The organism is Roseateles sp. AC306 (genome assembly GCF_979253795.1).
On sequence record NZ_CEEDEB010000010.1, the window covers coordinates 102,720 to 124,030 of the forward strand.

Annotated in this window: 24 protein-coding genes; 10 read left to right on the forward strand and 14 right to left on the reverse strand. The window is 70.6% G+C overall.

Features of this window, described 5'->3' with window-relative positions:
• Positions 1-9 precede the first annotated feature (9 nt).
• From AC0IZJ_RS19090 to AC0IZJ_RS19135, 10 genes are read right to left on the reverse strand one after another with little or no spacing between them, the layout of a single operon-like run.
• Entirely contained in the window at positions 10-1,335 is a 1,326-nt protein-coding gene (locus AC0IZJ_RS19090) for a FliI/YscN family ATPase (RefSeq protein ID WP_471852880.1), read from the reverse strand.
• Complete coding sequence (locus tag AC0IZJ_RS19095) at positions 1,332-1,970, reverse strand: FliH/SctL family protein (RefSeq protein WP_471852881.1); 639 nt, start codon at positions 1,968-1,970, stop codon at positions 1,332-1,334. Before AC0IZJ_RS19095 ends, AC0IZJ_RS19090 begins: the two co-directional genes overlap by 4 nt.
• Positions 1,967-2,482, reverse strand: coding sequence for a hypothetical protein (locus AC0IZJ_RS19100; RefSeq protein ID WP_471852882.1), 516 nt, complete (start codon positions 2,480-2,482; stop codon positions 1,967-1,969). The genes AC0IZJ_RS19095 and AC0IZJ_RS19100 overlap by 4 nt, the downstream gene beginning before the upstream one ends.
• Positions 2,475-3,212: a type III secretion system inner membrane ring lipoprotein SctJ gene (sctJ, locus tag AC0IZJ_RS19105; RefSeq protein WP_471852883.1), complete on the reverse strand. Its 738-nt coding sequence runs from the start codon at positions 3,210-3,212 to the stop codon at positions 2,475-2,477. The genes AC0IZJ_RS19100 and sctJ overlap by 8 nt, the downstream gene beginning before the upstream one ends.
• Positions 3,212-3,613, reverse strand: a complete 402-nt coding sequence (locus AC0IZJ_RS19110) for a hypothetical protein (protein ID WP_471852885.1) — start codon at positions 3,611-3,613, stop codon at positions 3,212-3,214. The genes sctJ and AC0IZJ_RS19110 overlap by 1 nt, the downstream gene beginning before the upstream one ends.
• A complete protein-coding gene (locus tag AC0IZJ_RS19115; protein WP_471852886.1) occupies positions 3,613-3,906 on the reverse strand; it encodes a hypothetical protein in 294 nt (97 codons plus the stop codon). The genes AC0IZJ_RS19110 and AC0IZJ_RS19115 overlap by 1 nt, the downstream gene beginning before the upstream one ends.
• Before the next feature lie 35 nt (positions 3,907-3,941).
• Positions 3,942-4,940: a SctD/MshK family protein gene (locus AC0IZJ_RS19120; RefSeq protein ID WP_471852887.1), complete on the reverse strand. Its 999-nt coding sequence runs from the start codon at positions 4,938-4,940 to the stop codon at positions 3,942-3,944.
• Positions 4,941-4,945: 5 nt separating this feature from the next.
• Positions 4,946-6,772, reverse strand: a complete 1,827-nt coding sequence (gene sctC / locus AC0IZJ_RS19125) for a type III secretion system outer membrane ring subunit SctC (protein ID WP_471852888.1) — start codon at positions 6,770-6,772, stop codon at positions 4,946-4,948.
• Positions 6,769-8,763, reverse strand: a complete 1,995-nt coding sequence (locus AC0IZJ_RS19130; RefSeq protein WP_471852889.1) for an FHIPEP family type III secretion protein — start codon at positions 8,761-8,763, stop codon at positions 6,769-6,771. The genes sctC and AC0IZJ_RS19130 overlap by 4 nt, the downstream gene beginning before the upstream one ends.
• Positions 8,760-9,518, reverse strand: coding sequence for a lytic transglycosylase domain-containing protein (locus AC0IZJ_RS19135; protein WP_471852891.1), 759 nt, complete (start codon positions 9,516-9,518; stop codon positions 8,760-8,762). Before AC0IZJ_RS19135 ends, AC0IZJ_RS19130 begins: the two co-directional genes overlap by 4 nt.
• A 314-nt stretch (positions 9,519-9,832) precedes the next feature.
• On the opposite strand from AC0IZJ_RS19135, the gene AC0IZJ_RS19140 reads away from it, so the two are divergent.
• From AC0IZJ_RS19140 to AC0IZJ_RS19170, 7 genes are all read left to right on the forward strand, one after another.
• On the forward strand, positions 9,833-11,041 hold the full coding sequence (locus AC0IZJ_RS19140; RefSeq protein ID WP_471852892.1) for an EscU/YscU/HrcU family type III secretion system export apparatus switch protein: 1,209 nt from the start codon (positions 9,833-9,835) through the stop codon (positions 11,039-11,041).
• A gap of 2 nt (positions 11,042-11,043) precedes the next feature.
• A complete protein-coding gene (locus AC0IZJ_RS19145) occupies positions 11,044-11,352 on the forward strand; it encodes a flagellar biosynthetic protein FliO (RefSeq protein ID WP_471852893.1) in 309 nt (102 codons plus the stop codon).
• Positions 11,349-11,987, forward strand: coding sequence for a GNAT family N-acetyltransferase (locus tag AC0IZJ_RS19150; RefSeq protein ID WP_471852894.1), 639 nt, complete (start codon positions 11,349-11,351; stop codon positions 11,985-11,987). Before AC0IZJ_RS19145 ends, AC0IZJ_RS19150 begins: the two co-directional genes overlap by 4 nt.
• A complete protein-coding gene (locus tag AC0IZJ_RS19155) occupies positions 11,984-12,676 on the forward strand; it encodes a DUF6683 family protein (RefSeq protein WP_471852895.1) in 693 nt (230 codons plus the stop codon). The genes AC0IZJ_RS19150 and AC0IZJ_RS19155 overlap by 4 nt, the downstream gene beginning before the upstream one ends.
• 157 nt (positions 12,677-12,833) lie before the next feature.
• On the forward strand, positions 12,834-13,532 hold the full coding sequence (locus AC0IZJ_RS19160) for a hypothetical protein (protein ID WP_471852896.1): 699 nt from the start codon (positions 12,834-12,836) through the stop codon (positions 13,530-13,532).
• Between the two features lie 187 nt (positions 13,533-13,719).
• A complete protein-coding gene (locus tag AC0IZJ_RS19165) occupies positions 13,720-14,805 on the forward strand; it encodes a hypothetical protein (protein WP_471852897.1) in 1,086 nt (361 codons plus the stop codon).
• A 113-nt stretch (positions 14,806-14,918) separates the two neighbouring features.
• Positions 14,919-15,617 carry a DUF6683 family protein gene (locus tag AC0IZJ_RS19170; RefSeq protein ID WP_471852899.1) on the forward strand — a complete coding sequence of 233 codons (699 nt, stop codon included), beginning with the start codon at positions 14,919-14,921 and terminating at the stop codon, positions 15,615-15,617.
• A gap of 69 nt (positions 15,618-15,686) precedes the next feature.
• Here the strand turns inward: AC0IZJ_RS19170 and AC0IZJ_RS19175 are convergent, their stop codons facing one another.
• The 3 genes from AC0IZJ_RS19175 to AC0IZJ_RS19185 all read right to left on the reverse strand — a co-directional run bounded on the left by AC0IZJ_RS19175 (position 15,687) and on the right by AC0IZJ_RS19185 (position 19,009).
• Positions 15,687-16,226: a hypothetical protein gene (locus AC0IZJ_RS19175; RefSeq protein WP_471852900.1), complete on the reverse strand. Its 540-nt coding sequence runs from the start codon at positions 16,224-16,226 to the stop codon at positions 15,687-15,689.
• Between the two features lie 11 nt (positions 16,227-16,237).
• Positions 16,238-17,908, reverse strand: coding sequence for a LysM peptidoglycan-binding domain-containing protein (locus tag AC0IZJ_RS19180; protein ID WP_471852901.1), 1,671 nt, complete (start codon positions 17,906-17,908; stop codon positions 16,238-16,240).
• Between the two features lie 330 nt (positions 17,909-18,238).
• A complete protein-coding gene (locus AC0IZJ_RS19185) occupies positions 18,239-19,009 on the reverse strand; it encodes a DUF1521 domain-containing protein (protein WP_471852902.1) in 771 nt (256 codons plus the stop codon).
• A gap of 238 nt (positions 19,010-19,247) precedes the next feature.
• Between AC0IZJ_RS19185 and AC0IZJ_RS19190 the strand changes: the two genes are divergently transcribed.
• The 3 genes from AC0IZJ_RS19190 to AC0IZJ_RS19200 all read left to right on the forward strand — a co-directional run bounded on the left by AC0IZJ_RS19190 (position 19,248) and on the right by AC0IZJ_RS19200 (position 20,582).
• Positions 19,248-19,769, forward strand: a complete 522-nt coding sequence (locus AC0IZJ_RS19190; RefSeq protein ID WP_471852903.1) for a DUF1697 domain-containing protein — start codon at positions 19,248-19,250, stop codon at positions 19,767-19,769.
• An 8-nt stretch (positions 19,770-19,777) separates the two neighbouring features.
• Positions 19,778-20,185, forward strand: a complete 408-nt coding sequence (locus tag AC0IZJ_RS19195; RefSeq protein WP_471852904.1) for a VOC family protein — start codon at positions 19,778-19,780, stop codon at positions 20,183-20,185.
• Between the two features lie 196 nt (positions 20,186-20,381).
• Entirely contained in the window at positions 20,382-20,582 is a 201-nt protein-coding gene (locus AC0IZJ_RS19200; protein ID WP_471852905.1) for a hypothetical protein, read from the forward strand.
• 107 nt (positions 20,583-20,689) lie between these two features.
• On the opposite strand, the gene ribA is transcribed toward AC0IZJ_RS19200, so the two are convergent.
• On the reverse strand, positions 20,690-21,298 hold the full coding sequence (gene ribA / locus AC0IZJ_RS19205; RefSeq protein ID WP_471852906.1) for a GTP cyclohydrolase II: 609 nt from the start codon (positions 21,296-21,298) through the stop codon (positions 20,690-20,692).
• Between the last annotated feature and the right edge of the window lie 13 nt (positions 21,299-21,311).

The following is a 21,311-nucleotide window of genomic DNA, read 5'->3' on the forward strand; positions in this document are numbered from 1 at the left end:
GCGCGGCGCTCATGCCACGATCTCCCGCAGGTGCTGCAGGCAGCCGTCCCAGTCACTGGGCTCGTGCGAGCCCTGCTGCAGCAAGGCCTTGATCTGCGGCATCCGCTCGATGGCCCGGTCGGTCAGCGGGTCGCTGCCGGCCTGGTACTCGCCCACGCGCAGCAGGAACTCGACCTCCTTGTGTCGCGCCATCAGCGCGCGCAGGTGGGCGGCGTCTTGCTGCTGCTCGGGAGTGGTCACGCGCGTGAACACGCGGCTGGCGCTGGCCAGCACGTCGATGGCCGGGTAGTGCTGCGCCTGCGCAAGGGCGCGCGACAGCACCAGGTGGCCGTCAAGGATGGAGCGCACTTCCTCGGCCACCGGGTCGCTGCCTTCCTCGTCTTCGGCGAGCACCGTGTAGAACGCGGTGATGCTGCCGTGCGCATCGTTGCCGGCGCGCTCGAACAGCCGGGGCAGCTCGGCAAACACCGAGGGCGGGTAGCCGCGGCGCACGGCCGGCTCGTGCGCCGCCAGGCCCAGCTCGCGCAGGCCGCGCGCAAAGCGCGTGACCGAATCCATCATCAGCACGACGCGCGCGCCCTGCGCACGAAAGCCCTCGGCAATGGCCGTGGCCGCATGGGCCGCGCGGACGCGTTCAAGCGCCGGCCGGTCGGACGTGGACACGACGACGACCGAGCGCGCCAGGCCCTCGGCGCCCAGGCTGTCCTCCAGGAATTCGCGCACCTCGCGGCCGCGCTCGCCGATGAGGCCGATGACGTTGACCTCGGCGCGTGTGCTGCGCGCCAGCATGCCCAGCAGCGTCGACTTGCCCCCGCCGGCCATCGCGAAGATGCCCACGCGCTGGCCCTCGCCGACGGTCAGCAGCGCATCGATGGCCCGCACGCCGCACACCAGCGGTTCGTGCACGGGGCGGCGCTGCAGCGGCGGCGGTGCGTCGCGGTACAGCGGCACGCGCGGCAGCGCGTCCAGTGCCGGGCCGCCGTCCAGCGGCTGGCCGAAGGCGTCGATGACACGGCCCAGCAGGCCGCGCCCGCTGGGCAGCTGCGCGACCTCGTGCAGCACCTCGACGGCGGCGCCCACCGGCAGGCCCTGCAGCGAACCCAACGGGGCCAGCACCGCCTCGTGGCCCTGGAAGCCGATGACCTCGGCCAGCAGGCCCGGCTCGTGCGGCCGCTGCGCGTCGAACACGCGGCAGCTCTGGCCCACGCGCGCCTGCACGCCGGTCGCGCGCATCAGCGTGCCGCCGGCCTGCACGACGCGGCCGAGCGTGGCGACGGTGCGCACGCGCTGCAGGCTGCGGCGCAGGTGGTCGGTGGCGTGCAGGGCGGATGTCACGGCTGCTCGCTCCACATCCGCACCAGGCGCTGCAGCTGCGTCTGCAGACCGGCGTCGGCGGTGCCGAACTCGGTGGTCAGCCGGCAGTCGGTCTCGGCCAGGTCGGCGTCGGCCAGCAGTTCGGTGGCGGCGAGGCCGGCCTGGTCGGCAGGGTCCACCGCCTGCAGCGCGGCGCGCAGCCCGGCGAGCTGGCTCGGGTGCACGTGCAGCCGCCAGGTGCGCGCGGGCAGCAGCTCGCGCGCGGCCTGCGCCGCCAGCCGCGCCACGCGCTCCTGGGCGGGCAGCTCGCCCAGCAGCTTCTGGAACACCTCCAGCGCCAGGCCCGCCACATCCTGCTGCAGCCGCGCGCGATGCTGCTCATGCAGGCAGGCCAGGCGTGCGATCTCGTCGGCCACCAGCGCGCGCGACTGCACCTCGGCCTGCACCAGCCCTTGTGCGAGGCCGTCCGCGCGGGCCTGCTCGCAGGCGGCATCCACGCGTGCCTGCTCCTGGGCCAGCAGCTCATGGAGCGACGCCAGCAGCTGCTGCGCCTGTTGCAGCGCCGGCACCTCGGCGGCACGCAGCACGCGGCGGTCCGACGCAATGCCCGCGCGGGCCTGCGGGTCGCGGTGCCAGAGCAGGAAGCTGTGGTTCATGTGGCCACCCGGTCGTGCAGGGCCAGGGTTTCGCGCAGCACGGCCAGCGCCGTGGCTTGCGGCATCACCCAGGCGGCCACCGGCCCCAGCCGGCGGCTGGTGGCATGGCGCAGCGCCCCATGCGGCAGGCCGGCCAGCAGCACGGCGGCACCGGCCTCGGTGAACTGTTGAACCAGGCTCTGCGGCGTCGTGACCTCGGGCCAGCCGGCCAGGCTGGCGGGCAATCCATCGGGCAATGTCGGCCAGTCGGGTGCGTCGCGCAACGCGCGCCACCACGGCGCGCCCAGCGCCGAGCGCGCCAGCTCGCGCAGCGGCCCCGAGATCCACAACCGCAGCGCCGGCGCAGCCAGCACCGAGCCGCAGCGCAGGGCCAGCACCAGCAGCTCGGCGCGCTCCAGTGCCAGCCAGCCGGGCGCGGCGTCGAGCTGCGCCCAGGTCAGCGAGCGCGCCTCCACGGGTGCGTCGGCAAGCAGGCAACGGGCCACGCGGGCGCGCAGGTGCCGGTCAGTCATCAGCCGCTCCCTGCAGTGCGGGCTGCGCGGTGGGCAGGCCGGCAGCCCGGCGGCGGCGCCAGGCCAGCCAGCCGGCCGTGCCGAGGCTGGCGGCGCCCAGCGCGATGGCCAGCGCCAGCACGGCGGTGGGCTGGTGCTCGGGCGCTGGCGTGGCCACCGGCGTCGGCTCGGCGGCGAAAGCGACGACCGACACGCTCTCGTAGGGCAGGCCTTCGACGCTGTTGACCACCAGCGCGCGCACCTTGGGCAGCAGCGCCTCGACGTTGAAGCCGGCGCGGTGCTTGATCATCACGGAGGCCGACGAAGGCTGGACCTTGTCGGACAGCGGATGGCGCTCGGGCACCACCAGCGTCACGCGCGCCTGCAGCACGCCGTCGATGCTGGTCAGCGTGTGCGAGAGCTCCTGCGACAGCGCGTGCATGAGGCGGGCGCGCTCCTCCACGGGCGTGGAGACGAACCCCTCGCGCTTGAAGACCTTGCCGAGGCTGTCGAAGTCCTCGCGCGGCAGGCCCTGCGCCTTCAGGATCTGCACGGCGCGGGCGAAGTCGTCCTCGGCGGTCTGCACCTCGAAGCCGTCTTCCTTGGCGCGCTTTTGTGCCGGCACGCCGGCCAGCCGCAACGCCGAGACCATGTCGTTGGCCTGGCGCTCGTCGAGCTTGGCGTAGAGGGTCTGGTCGCCGCAGGCGCTGAGCAACAGCGCCAGGGCGAGTGCGGGCAGGCTGCGCTTCATCAGGATTGCTGCCTGAAAAGTTGCTGCAGACCTTCGGACGTGCGGTTCGCGATGTTCGAGGTCAGCTGGCAATGGAACATGAACTCCTGGCAGCGCACGGTCAGGTTGACCAGTTCGCCGGGTGTCAGCGTCTGGCCCGAGGCGGCCGCCACGCGGGCGTCGCGGCCCAGCGACGCGGCCTCGGCGTTGATGTGCTCCAGCGGTTGCACCAGGCGTTGCATGGCCTGCGCGGGCGCCTCGCTGGCGTGCGCGTCCATGCGCTGCATGGCGCCTGCCAGCGCGCGCTCGAAGCCGGCGGCGTCCGGCGCCGGCCCGCCCAGCAGCTGCAGGCCGGACAGCGAGGCGCCGGCGCCCAGCTGAACGTCCTGCACCGGGGCTGCGATGGCGAGGCCGGGCGTCATCACTGCTTGCGAGCCATGGTTTCGAGCGCGGAGCCCACCGTGGACACGGCGGTGTGCGAGCTGCTGGCCAGGAAGCTCATCTTGAGCGACATGGCGGTCAGCTCGGTGATGTCGGCCGGCTTGTCGCCGCCCGCGCCGACGGCGGCGGATTTGGTCTCGATATCGCCGGCCTGCTTGTCCAGGGCCTGGCCCCAGGCGTCGGCCATGGCTTCGAACCAGGAGCCGCCGGTCTTGGCGCCGCCGGTGCTGTTGGTGGGGGCGGTGGCGAGGGTGGTGAGAAGTGCGTTGGACATGGAAACTCCTTGTGGGAGGGTGGGGGGAAGCGGGTTCAGAGCACCAGCCGCGTGCGCTGGCCGTCGCGCTCGACGATGACGGCGCGCTCGGCGATCTGCACGACACGGTGGCCGCTCGGCAGCAGCGCGCCGCTGAAGTAGCGGCTGCCGTCGGCGGTGACGAAGTAGGGGCTGTCGGCGTTGTCGACAACGGCGACGAGGCGCTTGGCGGGGTCGTCCGGCGCCGCGACGGGCGCGGTGGCGGCCGGTGCGGGTGGCTGGTTGTCCAGCCGCAGCGCGGGCAGGCGGGCAATGTCCCGCCGTGCAGCGCCGGCGGCGGCCTGCAGCCGTGCGGTGTCGCGCTCCTGCGTGTGCACCACCAGCTCGCCGTCGGTCGACCAGCTGGCCTGCGCCTTGATGCCGTGCAGGCGGAACAGGTCGACGACGCTGGCCGAAGGATCGGCCGCCGCCACGGCGGCAGGCGCGGGCACCGGGATGGCGGCCGCGATGGCTCGGCCGGCCTCGCGCAGCGTCAGGCCTTGCGTGGCCACATAGAGGCTGCCCACCAGCATGAAGATGCCCAGCGCGGCCAGCGCGCCCTCGGCGGCCGGGTGGTGGCGCACGGCCGCGGGTGTGCGGGCTGCGGCACGCGGGCCGGCCAGCAGCTCGGGGCCGTCGTGCATGACGGGCTCGGGCCATTCCTCCTGGTCGGCCGGGCCGTAGGCGACGAGGTTGTCACCCAGCTTCAGGGGCTGGCCCGGCGCCCAGGCGTGCACCTCGCTGCCTGGCACGAGCGGCCGGTCGGCCAGCGTGGCGACGCCGGAAACCAGCTGCAGGCCCACGCGGCCCGGTGCGGCGGGCACCAGGCGCGCCTGGAAGTCCACATGGCTGAACAGCAGGATGTCGGCGAACTGCGTGTCGCCCTGGTTGGCCGTGTTGTAGGCGCACAGGACCAGCGCCTCCCCGGTGTCCAGCCACGCGCGCGCGCCGACCTGGCGGCCGGCCAGCACGCGCAGTTCCAGCGCGGCGGCAAGGGGCTTGTGCGGCATGGGCATGGCGGTCACTCCTGGACGGCGACGACGGCGGCGGGCGCGACCTGAGCGCTTGGGGCGGAGGGGCTGGGCAGTGGCTGGCGGGCCTTCTCCATCACGTCGGCAGCTGCCTTGCTGCTGGCCAGCCGCGGCGTGATGAGGAACATGCGCTCGATGCGCTGGCCGCCCTTGCGCTGCGTGCGGAACAGGTTGCCCAGCAGCGGGATGTCGCCCAGCAGCGGCACCTTGTCGACGCCGGCCGTGGAGCTGTCGCGCACCATGCCGCCGATGAGCAGGCTTTCGCCCTCAGAGATCAGCGCCTGGGTGTTGATGCCGGAGCGCTCGACGATGGGCAGCTGGTCCACGCTCTGGCCGGTGAGGCCGCCGTCCTCGATCTGCACCAGCAGCTTGATGCGCGGCACCCCGTCGCCGTCCTTGTCGTCCCGGAACACATGCGGCGTGACGCGCAGCCGCGTGCCTGCCGTGACGTTGAAGAGGTCCACCTCCTCGCGGCCGGCGACGCGCACGTAGTAGGTCGAGCTGTTGTCGAACACCGCCTCGACGTTGGAGAGCGTGACGACCTGCGGGCTGCTGACGACCTTGGCCGCGCCGTCGCTCTGCAGGGCGGCGATGCGCGCCACGAAGGGGTAGCGGTCGCCGATGACGGCGGAGATGACGCCACCCTTGGCCGCGGGCGTCGGGTCCACCTGGCCGTTCAGGCGGTTGTCGCTGGCCGTGCCGTTGCCGAACATCAGGCTGGACAGGCCGTGGTTGTAGCGCCAGTTGATGCCGAGCTCGCGCATGCGGTCGGTGTTGATGTCGATGATGGTGGCCTCGATCTCGAGCGACTGCGGCTCGACGTCGAGCGACTTGATGAGGGCGGCATAACGCTCCAGCCGCTCGGGCAGGTCGCGCACGATGACGGCGTTCAGGCGGGGGTCGGCCTCGATGCGCGGGCTGAAGTCGTTGGGCGGCGGCTCGGCGGCCTCCTGCTGCGCTGGCGCGGCATAGCCGGCCTGGCTGAGCGCAGCCACCAGCGTCTCGGTGCCGCGCACGCCGGGCGCGGCCTCGTCCACAAGTCCCAGCGTGGTCGTGCCGCCAGGCCCGCGCCGCGCGGCGCCGCGCAGGCGCTGGCTGCCCTGCGCGCGGGTGGGGTCGCTGGCCTGGGCCACGTGCTGCCGCTGCGGCTGGCCGGCCAGCGAGCGCAGGATGCTGGCCACGCCGGGCAGCGTGGTCTGCTGGCCACCGAAGCTCATCGGCACGTCCTGCGCCCACGCGTAGCGCAGGTAGAAGATGCGGTAGTCCGGCAGCGGCTGCTGTTCACGCGGGGGCGTCCAGCTGCTCATGGCCACGGCGGCCGTCGTGGGGCGCACCTGGCGGACCAGTTCATCCACCTGCTGCACGAAACGCTTGGCCCCCACCGCCAGCAGCGCGCCGTCGTCGCCGAACTTCAGCGTGTTGCGTGCGTCGGGCAACTGCAGCGCCTGCGCGGCCCGCTGCACCTGCGCCGCTGCGGCGGGTGTGAGCAGCCAGGTGCGCGTCTGCGTGTCGCTGGCCGGCACGATGTAGATCACGCCGCCGTCGTAGTAGCTGAGCAGGTTGTAGGCGCGGCTGACGTCGCGCAGCAGCTTCGGGGGCGAGCCCTCGAAGCGGCCGTTGACCTGGCCCTGCACGCCGCTGACGACGACCGGGATGTCGCTGCCGGAGAACAGGCTTTGCAGGAACTGTTCGATCGGCTGGTCACGCGCCTCGACCTTGAGCGGATGCAGGCCGTCGGGCAGCGGTGCAGCCCGCGAGGGCATGGCTTGGGCCAGCAGCAGCGTGGCGGCTGCCGCAAATCGGAGAGTGGAGGTCATGCGGCGAGCAGGGCGGCCTGGGGAGGCGCGTCGAGGCTGGTGTGGCCCGGCGGGGGCAGGTGGTACAGCGGCGTGAGCCGCAGCGTCGGCAGCAGTTCGTGGAAGGACAGCACGGGGGTGTCGAAGCAGTCGGCCTCGATGAGCTTGCGCAGGTGCCAGCGCAGATCGATGGCGCAGACGATGGCCTGCGGCTGCAGCTCGGCAATGCGGGCGCGCAGCTCGGCGGTCAGCAGCTGGGCCTGCTCGGGCGCGATGGCCATCTGGGCCACGCCGCCGTTGACATGCAGGCTCTGGCGCAGCAACGCCTCCAGCTCCGGCGACAGCAGCAGCGCCTGCAGCTCGCCGCCGGTGCAGATGCGGTGGTGGGTCTGGCGACGCAGCGCGATGCGCGTCATCTCCGTCAGCGCCTGCACATCCTTCTCGCGCTGGCTGGCGTCGGCCAGCGCTTCGAGGATGTCGCGCAGGTTGCGGATGGAAACCTCCTCGGACACCAGCCGCCGGAGCACCTCGGTGACCTTCTGCACCGGCAGGGCGCGCAGCACTTCCTTGACGACATCGGCCAGCTCGGCCTGCGCCCGCGTGAGCAGTTCGCTGGTCTCCTGGATGCCGATGAACAGCGATGCGTTGCGGCGCAGCGCCTGGCGCACCTGCTCGGCAAGCGCGTTTGCGTCGGTCGTCACCGCACCGTCGGCCAGCGGCACCTCGTGGGCCAGCAGCCGCCAGCCGTCGCGGCCCACGCGCCCGTGCAGCGCCAGGCGCGGCAGCGGCAGGCCCTGCTCCAGCTGCAGCTCATCCAGCATGCGCTCGATGGCGCGCGTGGCGGCCACGCCGCCGTCGGCCAGCAGCGGCTGCGGCAGCTCCAGCAGCAGCGGCACCGACGGGCGCACGCGCGGTTGGGCCGTCTTCAATGCGGCGGGCTCGGTGCGTGCGTTCTGGCGCTGCGGCAGGCGCTGGTTCAGCCAGTCCCGGCCCCAGCCGCTGAGCATCACACCGGCCGCGCCGAAGGCCAGCGCCAACAGGCCGAACACCAGCGGCGGGAAGCCCGGCACGAGGCTCAGCATCAGGCAGATGCCGGCCGCCATCAGGTGCACGCGCGGCTTGGCGCCCAGCTGCTTGCGGATGGCGTCGCCCAGGTGGCGGTCGTGCTCGTCGTCGTTGGTGCGCGTGACCAGCAGGCCCGCAGCCATGGCGCCCAGCAGCGCCGGGATCTGCGCCACCATGCCTTCGCCGATGGTCAGGATGGAGTAGCGGTGCACGGCGTCGCCCATGCTCAGGTCCTGCTGCAGCACGCCGATGGCCAGTCCGCCCAGCAGGTTGATGAGGATGATGACGATGCCGGCGATGGCATCCCCCTTCACGAACTTCATCGCGCCGTCGAGGCTGCCGTGCAGCTTGCTCTCCATCTCCAGCGTGCGGCGGCGGCGCTTGGCCTCGTCCTTGTCGATGAGGCCCGAGCGCAGGTCGGAGTCGATGGACAGCTGCTTGCCGGGCATCGCATCCAGTGAGAAACGCGCCGCCACCTCGGCAACGCGCTCGGCGCCCTTGGCGATGACGATGAACTGCACCACCGTGATGATGAGGAACACCACCAGGCCGACGACGAGGTTGCCGCCGGCGACCATCTTGCCGAACGTGGCAATGATGTGGCCGCCATCGGCGTGCAGCAGGATCAACCGCGTCGTGGCGATGGACAGCGCGAGCCGGAACAGCGTCGTCATCAGCAGCACGCTGGGGAACACCGAGAACTCCAGCGGCCCGGTGACGTAGACGGCGATCAGCAGCAGCACGAGGCCCGATGCGATGTTGACGGCCACCAGCATGTCGATGAGCCACAGCGGCAGCGGCAGCACCATCAGCGCCACGATGGCGACGATGCCGACGACCAGGAACAGGTCGCTGAAGCGGGCGATCAGGCCTTCGCGCGGCAGGTCGGCCGCGGCGAAATAGCCCGACAGGCCTTCGGTACTGCCCGCGCGTTTGAGCGTGCTCATGCCATGCCTCCCAGGCTCCGGCGCAGCTCGGCGTAGACGGCCAGCACGTCGCGCACATAGGCCTGCGTCTCGGCGAACGGCGGCACGCGGCGGCCGTGGCGTTCCACGGCCCCTTCGCCGGCGTTGTAGGCCGCCAGCACCAGGCGCAGGTCGTTGCCAAACCGGGCCTGCAGCCGCTTCAGATACCTGGCCGACGCCTCCAGGTTGGTCTGCGGCAGCAGCAGCTGGCGCTCGGCATCCGCCACGCCCAGGCCGCGGCCGGTGGCCGGCATGACCTGCATCAGCCCGCGTGCACCGGCGGCCGAGACGGCATGACTCTGATGGCGTGACTCGATGTGGGCGACTGCGTGCAGCAGCAGCGGGTCGATGTCGTGACGCTGCGCCACGTCCGCCATCAGCGGGGCCAGCGCCCGTATGCGGGCCTGGCCGGCGGCGTCCTTCGTCGACAGCGGCAAGGGCGTGACCGGCACCGCGCGCGGCAGCGCCACCGGTGCCGCGATGGCGACCTCTGCCGCTGCGGCTGCGGCTGCGGGCGCGTCGCCCGGCAGCGGCGCGGTGGCCGAGCGGCTGCGGACCAGCGTGGTGGCACACAGACGCTGCGTCAGAACGAAGCCGCCAGCGCCGGCCGATGAAGCTTCGTCCAGCAGCGACTCCGCCGAAACGTTGCGGCAGCCGGTGCCGGCCTGCGCGGCCGCGCCCAAGGCTGCTAACGCACCCATCGCGATGACCTGGCAAAGCCGTTGAAACCTGAGCACTTGGCGTTCCCCCTCTGAACGGGCCGGACTATGCGGGCAAGCCGCCAGGGCAGGTTGACTCTTGAAAGCAGAAGTAACTGACTGACCAGTAGGAATTGCTTCTTTATGTAGATGCCCTACCCCCACGTTTACGCGTCGAAACATTTGGTGCGCCGAGCCTGTTCCAGACCGGGCATCGTTCGGCCCCGCAGCTCCCGAACCCACCTGCTAACGGCATGGTGGATGGCACCCCTAGAAGTAGGGCTGTTCACGGAGCTGTAAACAAGTTTTCACAAACCCCGTTTGCACCCCCTAGAAATAGGTGTTAGGGAACCATGGCCGACGACAGCGGCGACAAGACCGAAGAACCCACCCACAAGCGCCTTCAGGATGCCCGCAAGAAGGGCGACGTTGCCAAGGGCAAGGAGCTGACCAGCACGGCCGGCCTGCTCGCCTGGCTGGTGATGGGCGCCCTGTGCCTGGGCTTGGGCGTCGAGCGCATGGCGGCGCTGTCGGACGCCCTGCTGACGCGCATCGGCACGGGCTGGCGCCAGGAAGGCTTTGCCCATGTGGCGGCGCTGCTGGGCTGGCAGAGCGTGGAGCTGGCGGTGCTGCTGGTCGGGCTGCTGGTCATCCCCGTCGCGGTCCTTGGCACGTTCATGGAATACCTGCAGGCGGGCCCGGTGATGGCGTTCGAGAAGGTCGCGCCAAAGATGGAGCACCTGAACCCGGCGGACGGGCTCAAGCGCATGTTCTCGCTGGACAACCTGGTCGAGCTTCTCAAGGGCATCCTGAAGACCGCGCTGCTCCTGGCCATCGGCTGGGCCGTGGCCGTGGCACTGCTTCCCGACGTGATGCGGCTGGCCAGCGGCGGCGACCGGCCGGTGCAGCATTTCGGCGCAATGGTCTGGGAGGCCACCGTGAAGGTGCTGGCCTGGACGGTCGGCGTGTTCGCCGGCGTCGCCTTTCTGGACACGCTGTGGACCCGGCACCGCTTCACGAAGAAGCTGCGCATGAGCATGCGCGACATCAAGCAGGAGATGAAGGAAAGCGAGGGCGACCCGCTGCTGAAGCAGCAGCGCAAGCAGGCCCACGCCGAATGGAGCCAGCGCAACCAGTCGGCTGCGGCGCGCGGCGCCAACGCGCTGGTGGTGAACCCCACGCACGTGGCTATCGCCATTGACTTCGAGTCCGGCCGCTGCCCGGTGCCCACCGTCAGCGCCAAGGGCGAGGACCATGTCGCCCGCGCAATGCGCGAGGCGGCCGAAGACGCCGGCGTGCCCATCGTGCGCAACGTGCCGCTGGCGCGCGAGCTGCTGGCGCGCTGCGAGGAAGGCGAGGTGGTGCCGCCCGACCTCTTCGACGTGCTGGCCGAGGTCATCGTCTGGGCCGAGAGCGTGCGCGAGCAGCTGAAGTGGGAGTCGGCGCGCGCCGACCCGCACCGCCGCCACGAAGTGCCGCACGAGCCGCCACGCCTGCGGCCTGCGCCAGGCGAGGACCTGACGCGCCACCCCGACATCGACGCACGCACCGCTGCGGCCTGACCATGCAAGACCTGATGCTTAACCTCGCCAGCACGGTGCTCGCGCTGGCCTTCGTCCTGCTGCTGGCCTGGGTGCTCATCAAGGGCTGGCGGCGCCTGCAGGACCGCGGCAGTGGCTTGCCCGATGCCGGCGAGGCGCTGCGCTTCGTGCGGGCGCTGCCACTGGGCGCGCGCGAACGCGTCGTGCTGCTGGACCATGCGGGCGAGCGCTGGATGCTGGGCGTCACGGCCGGCGGCATCAGCCTTCTGGCGCGCTGGCCACTGCCCGGCGCCGCCGGTACGCAGGGCACCACGCCGCGGGGCGACGCATGACCGCCTTCTCGCACCGTGATGAGCGCGTGCTGCTGCGCGAGTTCGTTGCCGGCGACGCACCCGACATCCAGCGCCTGCATGCCGATGCCCGCGTGCGCGCGCTGTTGCCCGATGCGCAGCCGTTGCACGACGCGCGATGGGCGCAGACCTTCGCGTCCTGCCTTGGCGACTTCTACCGCCGCCATCCGGGCCTGGGCATCTGGCGTTGCGACGTGCCCCAGCCCGGCGGCGCTCGGTTCGCCGGCTGGTTCAGCCTGATGCCGTTGCAGGCAAGCCCTGGCACTGCCCGGCTCGGCGTGCGGGACGGCGACGCCGAGCTCGGCAGCCGCCTGTTGCCCGAGCACTGGGGCAATGGCCTGAGCCTCGCCGGTGGTGAGGTGCTGCTTCGCCATGCGTTCGAGCGGCTGCGGCTGCGCGCCGTGTGGGGCATCTGCCACCCTGAAAACCGCAGCGCCGCCGCCTGCCTGCGCGCGCTGGGCTTCACGCCGCAGGGCCGCGCGCCCTACGAAGGCCAGCCGTCCGACCACCACGCGCTGGACGCGGCGACCTGGTCGCTCGTCCGCTCTCTCAACCACCGGGAACGCCTGCGCCGCCAGCGCCATGCCGACCGGCAACCCTCCCTCCAACCCGCATGAACACGACCACCGCTTCCCCCAACCCCTGGCAGGCCGCCCTGGGGCGCCGCATCGAGCAGGCGCTGGCGCAATCTCGCCTCGCGCACGCACCGCTGTCCGACGGCGGCGAGGACGGCGGCGCCACGCGTTGGCGGCTGCCGCAGCGGCCCGACGAGCCGTCCGGTGCGGCCGGTCCGCTCGGCCAGATGCTGGGCAGTGCCGCGCAGCCCGGGCTGCTTGCCAATTGCCTGCAGCACTACCGCAAGCAGCTCGCGGCGAACGCCCCCGAAGACGACCTCGGCGCAGCGCTGGCGGCCTATCTGGGCGCATGCCGCCAGGCGCTGGACCGGGAGCCCTTCAACCAACACCGCTGGCAGGCCGTGACGCAATGGCTGAAGGCCTGGGTCATCGACGAGCTGCCGTGGGACGACGCCCCGCTGGCGCAACGGCAGGACGCTTTCGAGCGCTTTGCGGTGCTGACGGTTGCCCTGGGCGAATGGACCGTGCAGGCCAGCCGGCAGGGCAAGGCCCAGCAGGCCTCGGCCATGTGGATGGCACGCACGACCCTGCGTGAGCAGCTGGGGCTGGACCTGACCGTAATGGGTGCCGCACTGCGCCACCTCGACGTCGCAACTACGGCCAACCCTAGCGCGCGGCACGCCGAATTAGGAGCAGCCGCAGATAGGCAGCCCGGGCGCGGCCCCGTGTAATGACACCCGTCAGAGCCGCAGAGTTTGATGAAACCTTGGCGACGAGACACGCAGCGGGTTCGGTGTTTTTTTCAGTCGCCACCGAATGCAATGCCTGGACTTTCCATCAATCACTGCGGCATGTTTGCCGCGCAAGCAAACCTTTTTGGAGATAACCATGGGATCAGCAGTTAGCAGCGTTCTGGGCGGCGTTGGCGGTGGCGGCGGCGCAGGTGGCATCCTCGGTGCCGTCGGCGGCATCGTCGGTGGCATCTTCGGCGGCCCCATCGGCGCCATGATCGGCCAGGCCATCGGCGGCATGCTGCAACAAGCCGTCGGCGACGCCACCAAGCAGGCCGTCGACACGCTGCAGAAGGAACATGGCATGCCCAAGTTCCTGGCCAGCGAAGTCAAGGCCAAGATCGACGAAGCCGTGCAGCAACTGCTGAGCAACAGCCAGCAGGGCGTCACGCCGGAAGCCGCCGGCCACGCGAAGGAAGTCGCTGGCGACTGGATGCAACAGTTCATCCAGGATTCGGCCAAGCAGATCGTGGCCGAAGTCAGCAAGCAGATGAAGGCCGAAGGCAAGGGCGGTGACAGCAAGGCCGGTGCCGAAAGCTGGTTGATCGCCATCGCCAAGGCGATGGGCGCCGCGATGGGCGACCGTGCCGCCAAGCTGGTGGACCTGTCCAAGCGCATGACCGAAACCAAGACCGGCGGCGGCAGCGACGCACAGCAGAAGGCTGCCAAGGAAATGCAATCCTTGAATGCCGAATTCCAAGCCACGTCGCAGGAATTCCAGCTGATGCAAACCACGATGTCGACGGCCATCAAGGCCATCGGCGAAGCGATGTCCAGCGTCGCCCGCAAGCAGTAATCGACTGCTTCTCTCGTGCCCAGGGTGCCTTGCCGCGCCCTGGGCTTTTGTCTTTTCAAAGTAGGAACCGGTCATGGTGGTACTCAGGCATCTTTCCCTCGCATTGGTTGTGCTTCTTGGCGCGTGCGGGGGAGGAGGTGGTGGTGGCGACGCAGCCGTGGCGCCGCCAACAGGCACACCCGCGCCCGTGCCCACGCCCACGCCCGTTACGCCGCCCCCTGGCGCCACCTTCAGCACCTATCAGCAAACCACGCTGCCCGGTCGGTTGCTGATGAACTCACCGCGCGGTGCGCAGGCCGTGCTGCTCGACCTGAAGACCGGCCAGCGCAAGGACCTGCCGCACACCAGCGGCGCCACGGTCGACAGCGACAACTGGTCGGTGAGCGCCGACGGCAGCGTGCTGCTGCGCTGGAACCGTGACACCAACACCAGCTATCCGCTACAGAAGTTCGACGGCTCGACGCTGCAGCCGGTGGGCTCGGAAGCCGCGCTGTCCAGCGGCCTGGGCGCCTATGACCTGCGTCTGAGCCCGGACCGCAAGTACTTCCTCGCGCAGATCGAAGACGGCTTCCCCAGCTTCGAGCGCCGGTTGACCGTGCTGGATGCGGCGACCCTGACGGTCGTCAAGCGCGGCTCGCTGCTGGATGGCGCCAGCGTGGTCGGCGACCCCCAGGCCTGGCTGCCGGACGGCCGCTACATCTATCTCGTCGGGCGCAAGCTCTATGCGTCGTCGCCCAGCGCGTCCAACGCCGAACTGCTGGCGACATTGAACGTGCCCGCGAACGACTCGACCGGCAGCGACGACCTGGTGGGTCAGTCCGAACTCGCCGTCAGCCCCGATGGCAGCCGCATCGCCTTCACCTGGTTGCAGCCGCGCGCCGGCAACACGGCGACGGTGGACACCCACGTGTACATCGCCAGGCTGGATGGCAGCGAGCTGAAGAAGATCACCGAGGTCGAAGACGCCGCCGACCCCATCCCACACAACTTCGGCAGCCCGACTTGGTCGCCTGACGGCAACTGGCTGGCGTTCGGTCTGTTTGTCAGTGCTTCCACCAGCGCCCCGGTCTGGCCCGGCGAATTCAGCGGCTCCAAGATCGTCGGTACGACAGGCTGCGACATCAGCCCGCTCTATGTCGTGCCGGCCCAGGCCGCCACGCAACGGATCAGCCGCAGCACGCTGCGCACCGATCTGGCGGTCAGGGTGCAGGCACCGACGGCGGGCGAAGCGCAGTGGGTGAGTTCATGCGCCAGATTCAAGTGGGTGCCGTAACGCCTGGTCGCTGGCCTTGCGCGTATGAACAAGGGATTGTTGGCACCCCCGCGGCGCACCAACATGCAAGGCCCGGCGATGCCCCTGTCACCCACGATTGACCTGATTCCGTGATGAAAAATCTCCTGACCCGCTTGACGGTTCCGCTGGCCGCGATGGCCGCCCTGGCGACGCCGGTGGCACGGGCGGACTACCCCATCATCCAGTTCGCCCAGACCTATGCGGCGCCGACGTCCAACTTCATCAGCAATACCTTCCTGAACCAGGAGGCGATGATCGACGCGACGCGGCCCGACGCGCCGCAGAGCGCCAGGCCGCCGGCGCCGCTGGGCACGCCGCAAGTGGCGCGCAGCGCGACCGAGCTGGCGCAGGCCGCCCCGGCCGCGCAGCGGACGCAGCTCGAGAAGGTGTACACGCAGCTGATGCCGGTCTACCAGCAGATCGAGCGTCAGCTCGGCTGGCCGCAGGAGGACCTGGCCGGCGCGATGGCCGCCGTCGTGGCTGGCAACTACATGGTGATGACGGGCACCGAGCTCAGCGATGCGTCGGTGACGGCGGCCGGCAACCAGCTGCGGTCCAGCGCCGCCGTCCAGGACCGCCTGAGCCAGCTGACGCCGGTGGACCGCCGTCGCCTGTACGAGCAGTGCGCCATGCTGGGCACGTTCATGGCGGTGGCCATCAAGACCATCCCGCAGCAGCCCGCCAATGTGGTGGCCAACCTGAAGCATTCCGCACGCGAGAACCTGCGCGTCATCCTGGGCAGCGCGGCCGACACCGTGCGCTTCACGCCGCAGGGCATGCAGCTGCGTTGATTCGTTAGCTGCGTTGCGCAAGCGGGCCGAGCCCGTTTGCATCCGCCAGGTTGGCGGCCGGCGCCAGACTCACAGATAGTCGCCCTTGGCGGACATCTCCAGCCGCCGCAGCGCGTCGCTCACCCAGCGGTCGCGACGCGCACCGTGCAGCGCGCCCTCCGCCCGCATGCCATCGGCCCAGCCCTGCGCCGTGCGCGTCGCCGCAGCCACATCACCGCCGCACAGCAGCTGCGTGATGGCCCAGAAATCCGCGTCGCTGAAGGCATCGGGCACGGGGCTGCGCAGCAGCACCTCGGCGCGCGTCCACGGCGTCTCGAAGAAGGGCTGCGCGGGATCGAACAGGCGCGGCGCGTAAGGCGCCCCGAGCACGTCGCTCACATGCGCGGCGAAGAACAGCGCCTCGCCCTCCCGGCACTCCCGCGCAGTCCCTGGCCGCCACCAATGCTTGTGCGGCTGCCAGGGCCACAGGTTGCGGGGCCACACCGGCGCCCCCCCCAGCCGATGCGGCGCCAGCACCGCGCGGCGCTGGGCCTCGGGGCAACCGGGCCAGGCTCGCGCCAGCGCGGCTTGCAAGCCCGGCGGCAAGGTCTGCAGATCAAGGGCGGCCATGGCCGCCGACCTTACCAAAGCTTGATGGCGTTCCAGGCCTTGCTGGCGCCGCTGCTGACGCTGTCCAGGCCGGAGGTCAGCCCGTCCTTGAGCGTGCTGGTGAAGCCGACGGCCTTGTCGACGGCGCCGATGGCGTAGTGCACGCCGACGCCCACGCCAAAGCCCACCACGGCGCCCACGGCGGTGCCGGCCACCGGCACAACCGAGCCCACCAGGGCACCCACGCCGGCGCCGGCGGCGCCAGCGGCCAAAGCGGTGCCGGTGTCCACCACCGTGTTGGCCACGGCGCGCGAGCCGCTGATCTCGCCGGCACGGTAGGCCTGCACATTGGTGTAGCCACTCACGCCGGCCTGCACGATGGCGCCGACCGCGCCACCCGCCTTGATGACACTGGTGTGCCGCGCCAGCACGTCGAAGCCCTTGGCGGCGGCGCCGCCCACGACGGCGCTCTGGGCGGCTTCCTGCGCCACCTGCCCGGCGTTCACCTGCTCGCCCCTGGCGGCACGCACGCCCGCGTCGACCAGCGAGGCCGCAGCGCCGCCGACGGCGCCATAGCGCGTGGAGGGCGCGCGCGGATAGCCATCACGTGCGCCGGTCAGCGCCTGGCGTGCCCGGTCCAGCTGGGTCGTGCCGCGGCCTTCGAGGCCTTCGTTGGCCGCCGCTAGCGGCCGGCCCTTGGCATCGGCCGTCGCGAAGGAGCGCGTGCCGTCGGTCGCCCTCACCACGGCCGGGCGCACCCCCGGACGCTTGTCCAGCGGGCCGTCCTGGTAGGTGCGTGCGTCGGCAGGCATCGCATCGATGACGCCGGCCGCAGGGCTGCGGGACACCACCGCTCCGTCCACCCCGTGGCGTGTGACGGACAGCGGCGTGACCTGGCTGGGCTTTGTGTTGCGGGTGACGATGTCGATCTGGTCACCGCCGACGGCTGCGGGTGCGCGCAAGCCGCTGGCGCCGTTGTCTGACGCGCCCTTGCCGGCCTGTTGCGGCAGCGTGTAAGGGTGCTCGCCGGTCAGCTGGTGCAGCCAGCCGGGTTTGTCGCCGCCCTTGGGCTGCACCAGCGCCGCCTCCGGCAGCTTTGCCAGGCGAGCGCCCTCGGCCATGTCGGCCACACCACCCTTGCCCTGCGCATCCGGCGTCGCGGTGTAGCGCATCTCGACGACGCTCTTTTCCTTCAGCGGATGCTCGCCCGGCTTGGCGTAGACCGCGTTCTCGCGCAGCAGGCCGGCGGCGTCGGGCGCCGTGTAGATCATGCCCTGCCCGCGCGCGTTGCTGCGCCCCGGGCCACCGTAGTTGTGGTTCAGTGCACCGGCCTCGTAGTCCGTCTTCGTCGCGCGCAGCACGTTGCCGTCGAATGCCTGCTGCGGCGCCAGTCGGCCGGCCTCGTAGGCCTTGGTCTGCAGCGACCGCACCAGGCCTTCACGGCCACCTGCGGCGGCCACGCCGGCGACGGCCGGATCCAGGCGCGTCGACTCGGACGCTGCAGGCAACACGACCGGCTGGCCGGCAGGCAGGGACTGGGCTTGCGCCAGCGTGGGGTTGGCCTCGCGCAACGCGCTCTCGCCAACGCCGTAGCGCTGCGCGACGTCGGCAAGGCGGTCGCCACGCTGGGCGTAGACGGTGTCGGATGCGGGTGGCGGTGGCGTGCTTGGCCGCCAACCGGCGGCTTCCAGGGCTTGGGGCATGAAGCGCTCCTGTTTCAAGGGTCATTCGGTCGCAGGTCCCATTGCAAGCGCAGCGGCTCTTTCGCGCCAGCTGCGGCTGGCCGCAATTCGGGGCAGCCGCAGCTGGGGTCGCCCGCAGTCAGAAGTCGCAATGCCGCCCGGCGATGGCATCGGCCGTCGTGCGCGCCCAGAAGTTCAGTTAGGTGGGCGGCCGTGCCGGATCAGGTTCGACATCGGCTCGCCAGGAATGAGATGGGCGGCCTCTTGGGCCGCCCATCAAGGCCGGTCGGGTGGGACCGTGCCTGTTACCTGATCGACGCCGCCGGCCGGTGGCCGGCGTGTGCCGGAAGGTCAGAACTCGAAGCGCACCACCGTCAGCGAGAAGCGGTGGGCGTCGCGCGTCTGCGGCTCGCGGTCGTTGTTGCCGGCCGAGGCCAGCGCACTCAGGAAGGCGCCGCTGAACGACACCGACAACAGGTTGCTGAACATGTTGATCAGGTCGCGAGCGAACTCGCCGACACGCGCCTGCGTGGACGCGTCCACGCCCGGGTTCAGCTTCAGGTCGGTCTTGTTGATGTAGTTCTGGTCGACCTTCTTGATGTTGCCGTTCGCGTCCACGCCCAGGTAGCCGGCGCCGGCAGGGTTCTCCTGCAGGACGTTGCCGTCGTCGTGCGTCCAGTCCAGCACTTCGCCGTAGCCCTTGGCCTCGTTGATCTTCAAGTCGCCGACCTTGGTGGTGTCCACACCGCTGATCTGCACGCCGTAATCGCCGTTGGTGATGTTGACCTTGCTGGCCAGCGTCATGTTGTTGCCGGCGTCCACCGTCTCGATGGTCACCTTCGTGCCGTCTTCCAGCGCAAAGGTCGTGGTGCCCCAGAAGTCGAAGGCGTGCTTGCCGTCGATATTGACGTGCGGGTCGCCCCAGATGTTGGTCGTCTCGCCGGTCTTCTTGTTGAAGATGTTGACGTTGTTGTCGTCACCCGCGGTGATGCGGTAGTTGTCGTTCTCGAAGACCGCCTTGCCACCGCTCATGTGCGTGCTGGCGTTGGTGGGGTTGGATGCGTCGACGGCTGCAGCCGTCGGGTTGAACGAGGCGGTGCTTGTCGCCTGGATGGTGGTCATGGGGTTGCTCCTCTGAGATGCCTTTTCAGTCGCGCAGCCATTGCACGCGCAACGGCCCGGGCCCGCCAGCTGCGGCCGCCCGCAATTCGGGGCAGCCGCAGCTAGGGTCCGCCGCAGAGGGCTGCGGCCGCTCGCTCCCGCTTGCTGCCGCAAGACCCTGGGCGCCGCCGCAAGCTCTGGCTTTGGCCGACGCGCCCACAGCGCTATCGTTGCGGCCCCTGCACCCCACTTCTTGACCATGCCCCGATACGTCGCCCTGCTCCGAGGCGTGAGCCCGATGAACTGCAGCATGCCCGACCTCAAGCGCAGCCTGGAGGCCGGCGGCCTGGCCGACGTGAAGACGCTGCTGAGCAGCGGCAACGTGGCCTTCACGGTGGCGCGTACCTTGCCGGGCCCGGTGTTGCAGAAGCGCGTGGAGAAGGCCATGAAGGACGGGCTGGGCCGCAGCTTCGTGACGCTGGTGCGGCCCAGTGCCCATCTGCAGCAGCTGATCCAGGCCGACCCCTTTGCCGAGTTCGACCTGCCGCCCGCAGCCAAGCGCGTCGTGACCTTTCTGCGCAGCCCCGGCGCAGTGGCGGAGGTGGCGCTGCCGGTGGCCGCGCACGACGCCTGCATCCTCAAGCGCATCGGCGGCGAGGTGCTGTGCGCCTACGTGCCCAACGAGAAGGGCGCCGCCTTCATGCACTTGCTGGAAAGAACCTTCGGCAAGGACATCACCACCCGCACCTGGGACACCGTCGCCAAGTGCGCACAGGCCTAGGAGACGCCATGCTCGCCGTGCTCGACCACCTGCTCATCCCCGCCCGCGACCGCCGCGCCGCCGCCGAGCGGCTGGCTGCCATCCTCGATGTGCCCTGGTCCGCGCAGGCGGCGGTGGGGCCGTTCAGCGCCGTCTATGTGTCGGGCGATCTGACGGTGGACTTCGACGAGGTGGCGTCGGGTGCCGAGGTGCCGCTGCAGCACTACGCGTTTCGCGTCAGCGACACCGAATTCGACGCGCTGCTGGCGCGGCTGAAAACACTCGGCATCGCCTGGCGCAGCACGCCCATCGGGCCGGACGATTTCCAGGTCAACACCTACGGCGGCGGGCGCATCGTCTACTGGCGCGAGCCCGATGGCCATGCGTGGGAGGCGCTGACGAAGAGCTATGCACGCCAGCCCGAGGCAGTGAAATGAGCGAGCCTGGAACGCCCGGTTGCATCCGATGCGTTTCGCAGCAGGCCAAAACCTGACGGCACAAACTCGGCGCCTCGGCTTGCGATTTCGCGGCCGGTGCGGCGCCTGTTCCTACAACGATCAGCCGCGGGCCGCCTAAGGTGCTGGATAGGGCGGCGCACGGTGTGTCGCCCGTTCTCGATGTAAGGAAGAAGCAATGTCCAATCAGCGCCAATCCAGCGACAAGCAGCAGCCGCAGAGCGGTCAGAACATCCAGCAAGGCGGCCAGAACCGCGATCAGAACGCTGGCCAGCAAAACCAGTCCGGCTCCGGCCGGGATACGCCCCAGCAGGGCGGTGGGTCAGCCCAGCAGCAGGGCGGCAAGTCGGGCCAGCAGCAGGGTTCCAAGAACCGCTGATGCGCCGGGTCATCAGCGCTTAGCGCGATGCGCTGGCGCTGAGCAGCAACCACACGCCATGTCTGTGTTGGGCGACCGGACATGGCGTGTCCACGTCGAACCCAGATTCAATCGAACCAGTCGGCCAGGTGACCCATCTGGTCGCGCTTGGTGCGCAGATAGCGTTCGTTCTCCGGGCCGGGCGCCGTGAGAGACGACTCGCGCTCCACCACCTCGATGCCGAACTCGCCCAGCGCCGCCACTTTCAGCGGGTTGTTGGTCAGCAGGCGGATGCGGTGCACGCCCAGGGCGCGCAGCATGCAGGCGGCGGCGTCGTAGCGGCGCGCGTCGATGGGCAGGCCCAGTTGGGTGTTGGCCTGGATGGTGTCGGCACCGGCGTCCTGCTCGGCATAGGCGCGCAGCTTCTGCACCAGGCCGATGCCGCGGCCCTCGTGACCACGCATATAGACGATGGCGCCGCGGCCCTGCGAGGCGATGCGCGCCATGGCGCTTTCCAGCTGCGGCCGGCAGTCGCAGCGCAGCGAGCCGAAGACCTCGCCGGTCACGCATTCCGAATGCACGCGCACCAGCGGCGGCTCGTCGCCAGGCTGGCCGGCGAGGTCGCCCATGCTCAGCACGACGTGCTCCTGCCCGCTGTCGCTCTCGCGAAAGCCGTGGATGGCGAACTCGCCATGGGGCGTCGGCAGGCGGGTGGAAACGATGCGTTCTATCTTCATGGTCAGCGCGCAT

Bases quoted from the DNA above. Each gene is read 5' to 3' on its own strand.
- AC0IZJ_RS19110 (WP_471852885.1), bottom strand. From the start codon at position 3,613: ATGACGCCCGGCCTCGCCATCGCAGCCCCGGTGCAGGACGTTCAGCTG.
- AC0IZJ_RS19200 (WP_471852905.1), top strand. From the start codon at position 20,382: ATGTCCAATCAGCGCCAATCCAGCGACAAGCAGCAGCCGCAGAGCGGT.
- AC0IZJ_RS19130 (WP_471852889.1), bottom strand. From the start codon at position 8,763: ATGAGCACGCTCAAACGCGCGGGCAGTACCGAAGGCCTGTCGGGCTAT.
- AC0IZJ_RS19100 (WP_471852882.1), bottom strand. From the start codon at position 2,482: ATGACTGACCGGCACCTGCGCGCCCGCGTGGCCCGTTGCCTGCTTGCC.
- AC0IZJ_RS19145 (WP_471852893.1), top strand. From the start codon at position 11,044: ATGCAAGACCTGATGCTTAACCTCGCCAGCACGGTGCTCGCGCTGGCC.
- AC0IZJ_RS19195 (WP_471852904.1), top strand. From the start codon at position 19,778: ATGCTCGCCGTGCTCGACCACCTGCTCATCCCCGCCCGCGACCGCCGC.
- AC0IZJ_RS19185 (WP_471852902.1), bottom strand. From the start codon at position 19,009: ATGACCACCATCCAGGCGACAAGCACCGCCTCGTTCAACCCGACGGCT.
- ribA (WP_471852906.1), bottom strand. From the start codon at position 21,298: ATGAAGATAGAACGCATCGTTTCCACCCGCCTGCCGACGCCCCATGGC.
- sctC (WP_471852888.1), bottom strand. From the start codon at position 6,772: ATGACCTCCACTCTCCGATTTGCGGCAGCCGCCACGCTGCTGCTGGCC.
- AC0IZJ_RS19160 (WP_471852896.1), top strand. From the start codon at position 12,834: ATGGGATCAGCAGTTAGCAGCGTTCTGGGCGGCGTTGGCGGTGGCGGC.
- AC0IZJ_RS19095 (WP_471852881.1), bottom strand. From the start codon at position 1,970: ATGAACCACAGCTTCCTGCTCTGGCACCGCGACCCGCAGGCCCGCGCG.
- AC0IZJ_RS19155 (WP_471852895.1), top strand. From the start codon at position 11,984: ATGAACACGACCACCGCTTCCCCCAACCCCTGGCAGGCCGCCCTGGGG.
- AC0IZJ_RS19150 (WP_471852894.1), top strand. From the start codon at position 11,349: ATGACCGCCTTCTCGCACCGTGATGAGCGCGTGCTGCTGCGCGAGTTC.
- AC0IZJ_RS19190 (WP_471852903.1), top strand. From the start codon at position 19,248: ATGCCCCGATACGTCGCCCTGCTCCGAGGCGTGAGCCCGATGAACTGC.
- AC0IZJ_RS19115 (WP_471852886.1), bottom strand. From the start codon at position 3,906: ATGTCCAACGCACTTCTCACCACCCTCGCCACCGCCCCCACCAACAGC.
- AC0IZJ_RS19140 (WP_471852892.1), top strand. From the start codon at position 9,833: ATGGCCGACGACAGCGGCGACAAGACCGAAGAACCCACCCACAAGCGC.
- AC0IZJ_RS19180 (WP_471852901.1), bottom strand. From the start codon at position 17,908: ATGCCCCAAGCCCTGGAAGCCGCCGGTTGGCGGCCAAGCACGCCACCG.
- sctJ (WP_471852883.1), bottom strand. From the start codon at position 3,212: ATGAAGCGCAGCCTGCCCGCACTCGCCCTGGCGCTGTTGCTCAGCGCC.
- AC0IZJ_RS19175 (WP_471852900.1), bottom strand. From the start codon at position 16,226: ATGGCCGCCCTTGATCTGCAGACCTTGCCGCCGGGCTTGCAAGCCGCG.
- AC0IZJ_RS19120 (WP_471852887.1), bottom strand. From the start codon at position 4,940: ATGCCCATGCCGCACAAGCCCCTTGCCGCCGCGCTGGAACTGCGCGTG.
- AC0IZJ_RS19170 (WP_471852899.1), top strand. From the start codon at position 14,919: ATGAAAAATCTCCTGACCCGCTTGACGGTTCCGCTGGCCGCGATGGCC.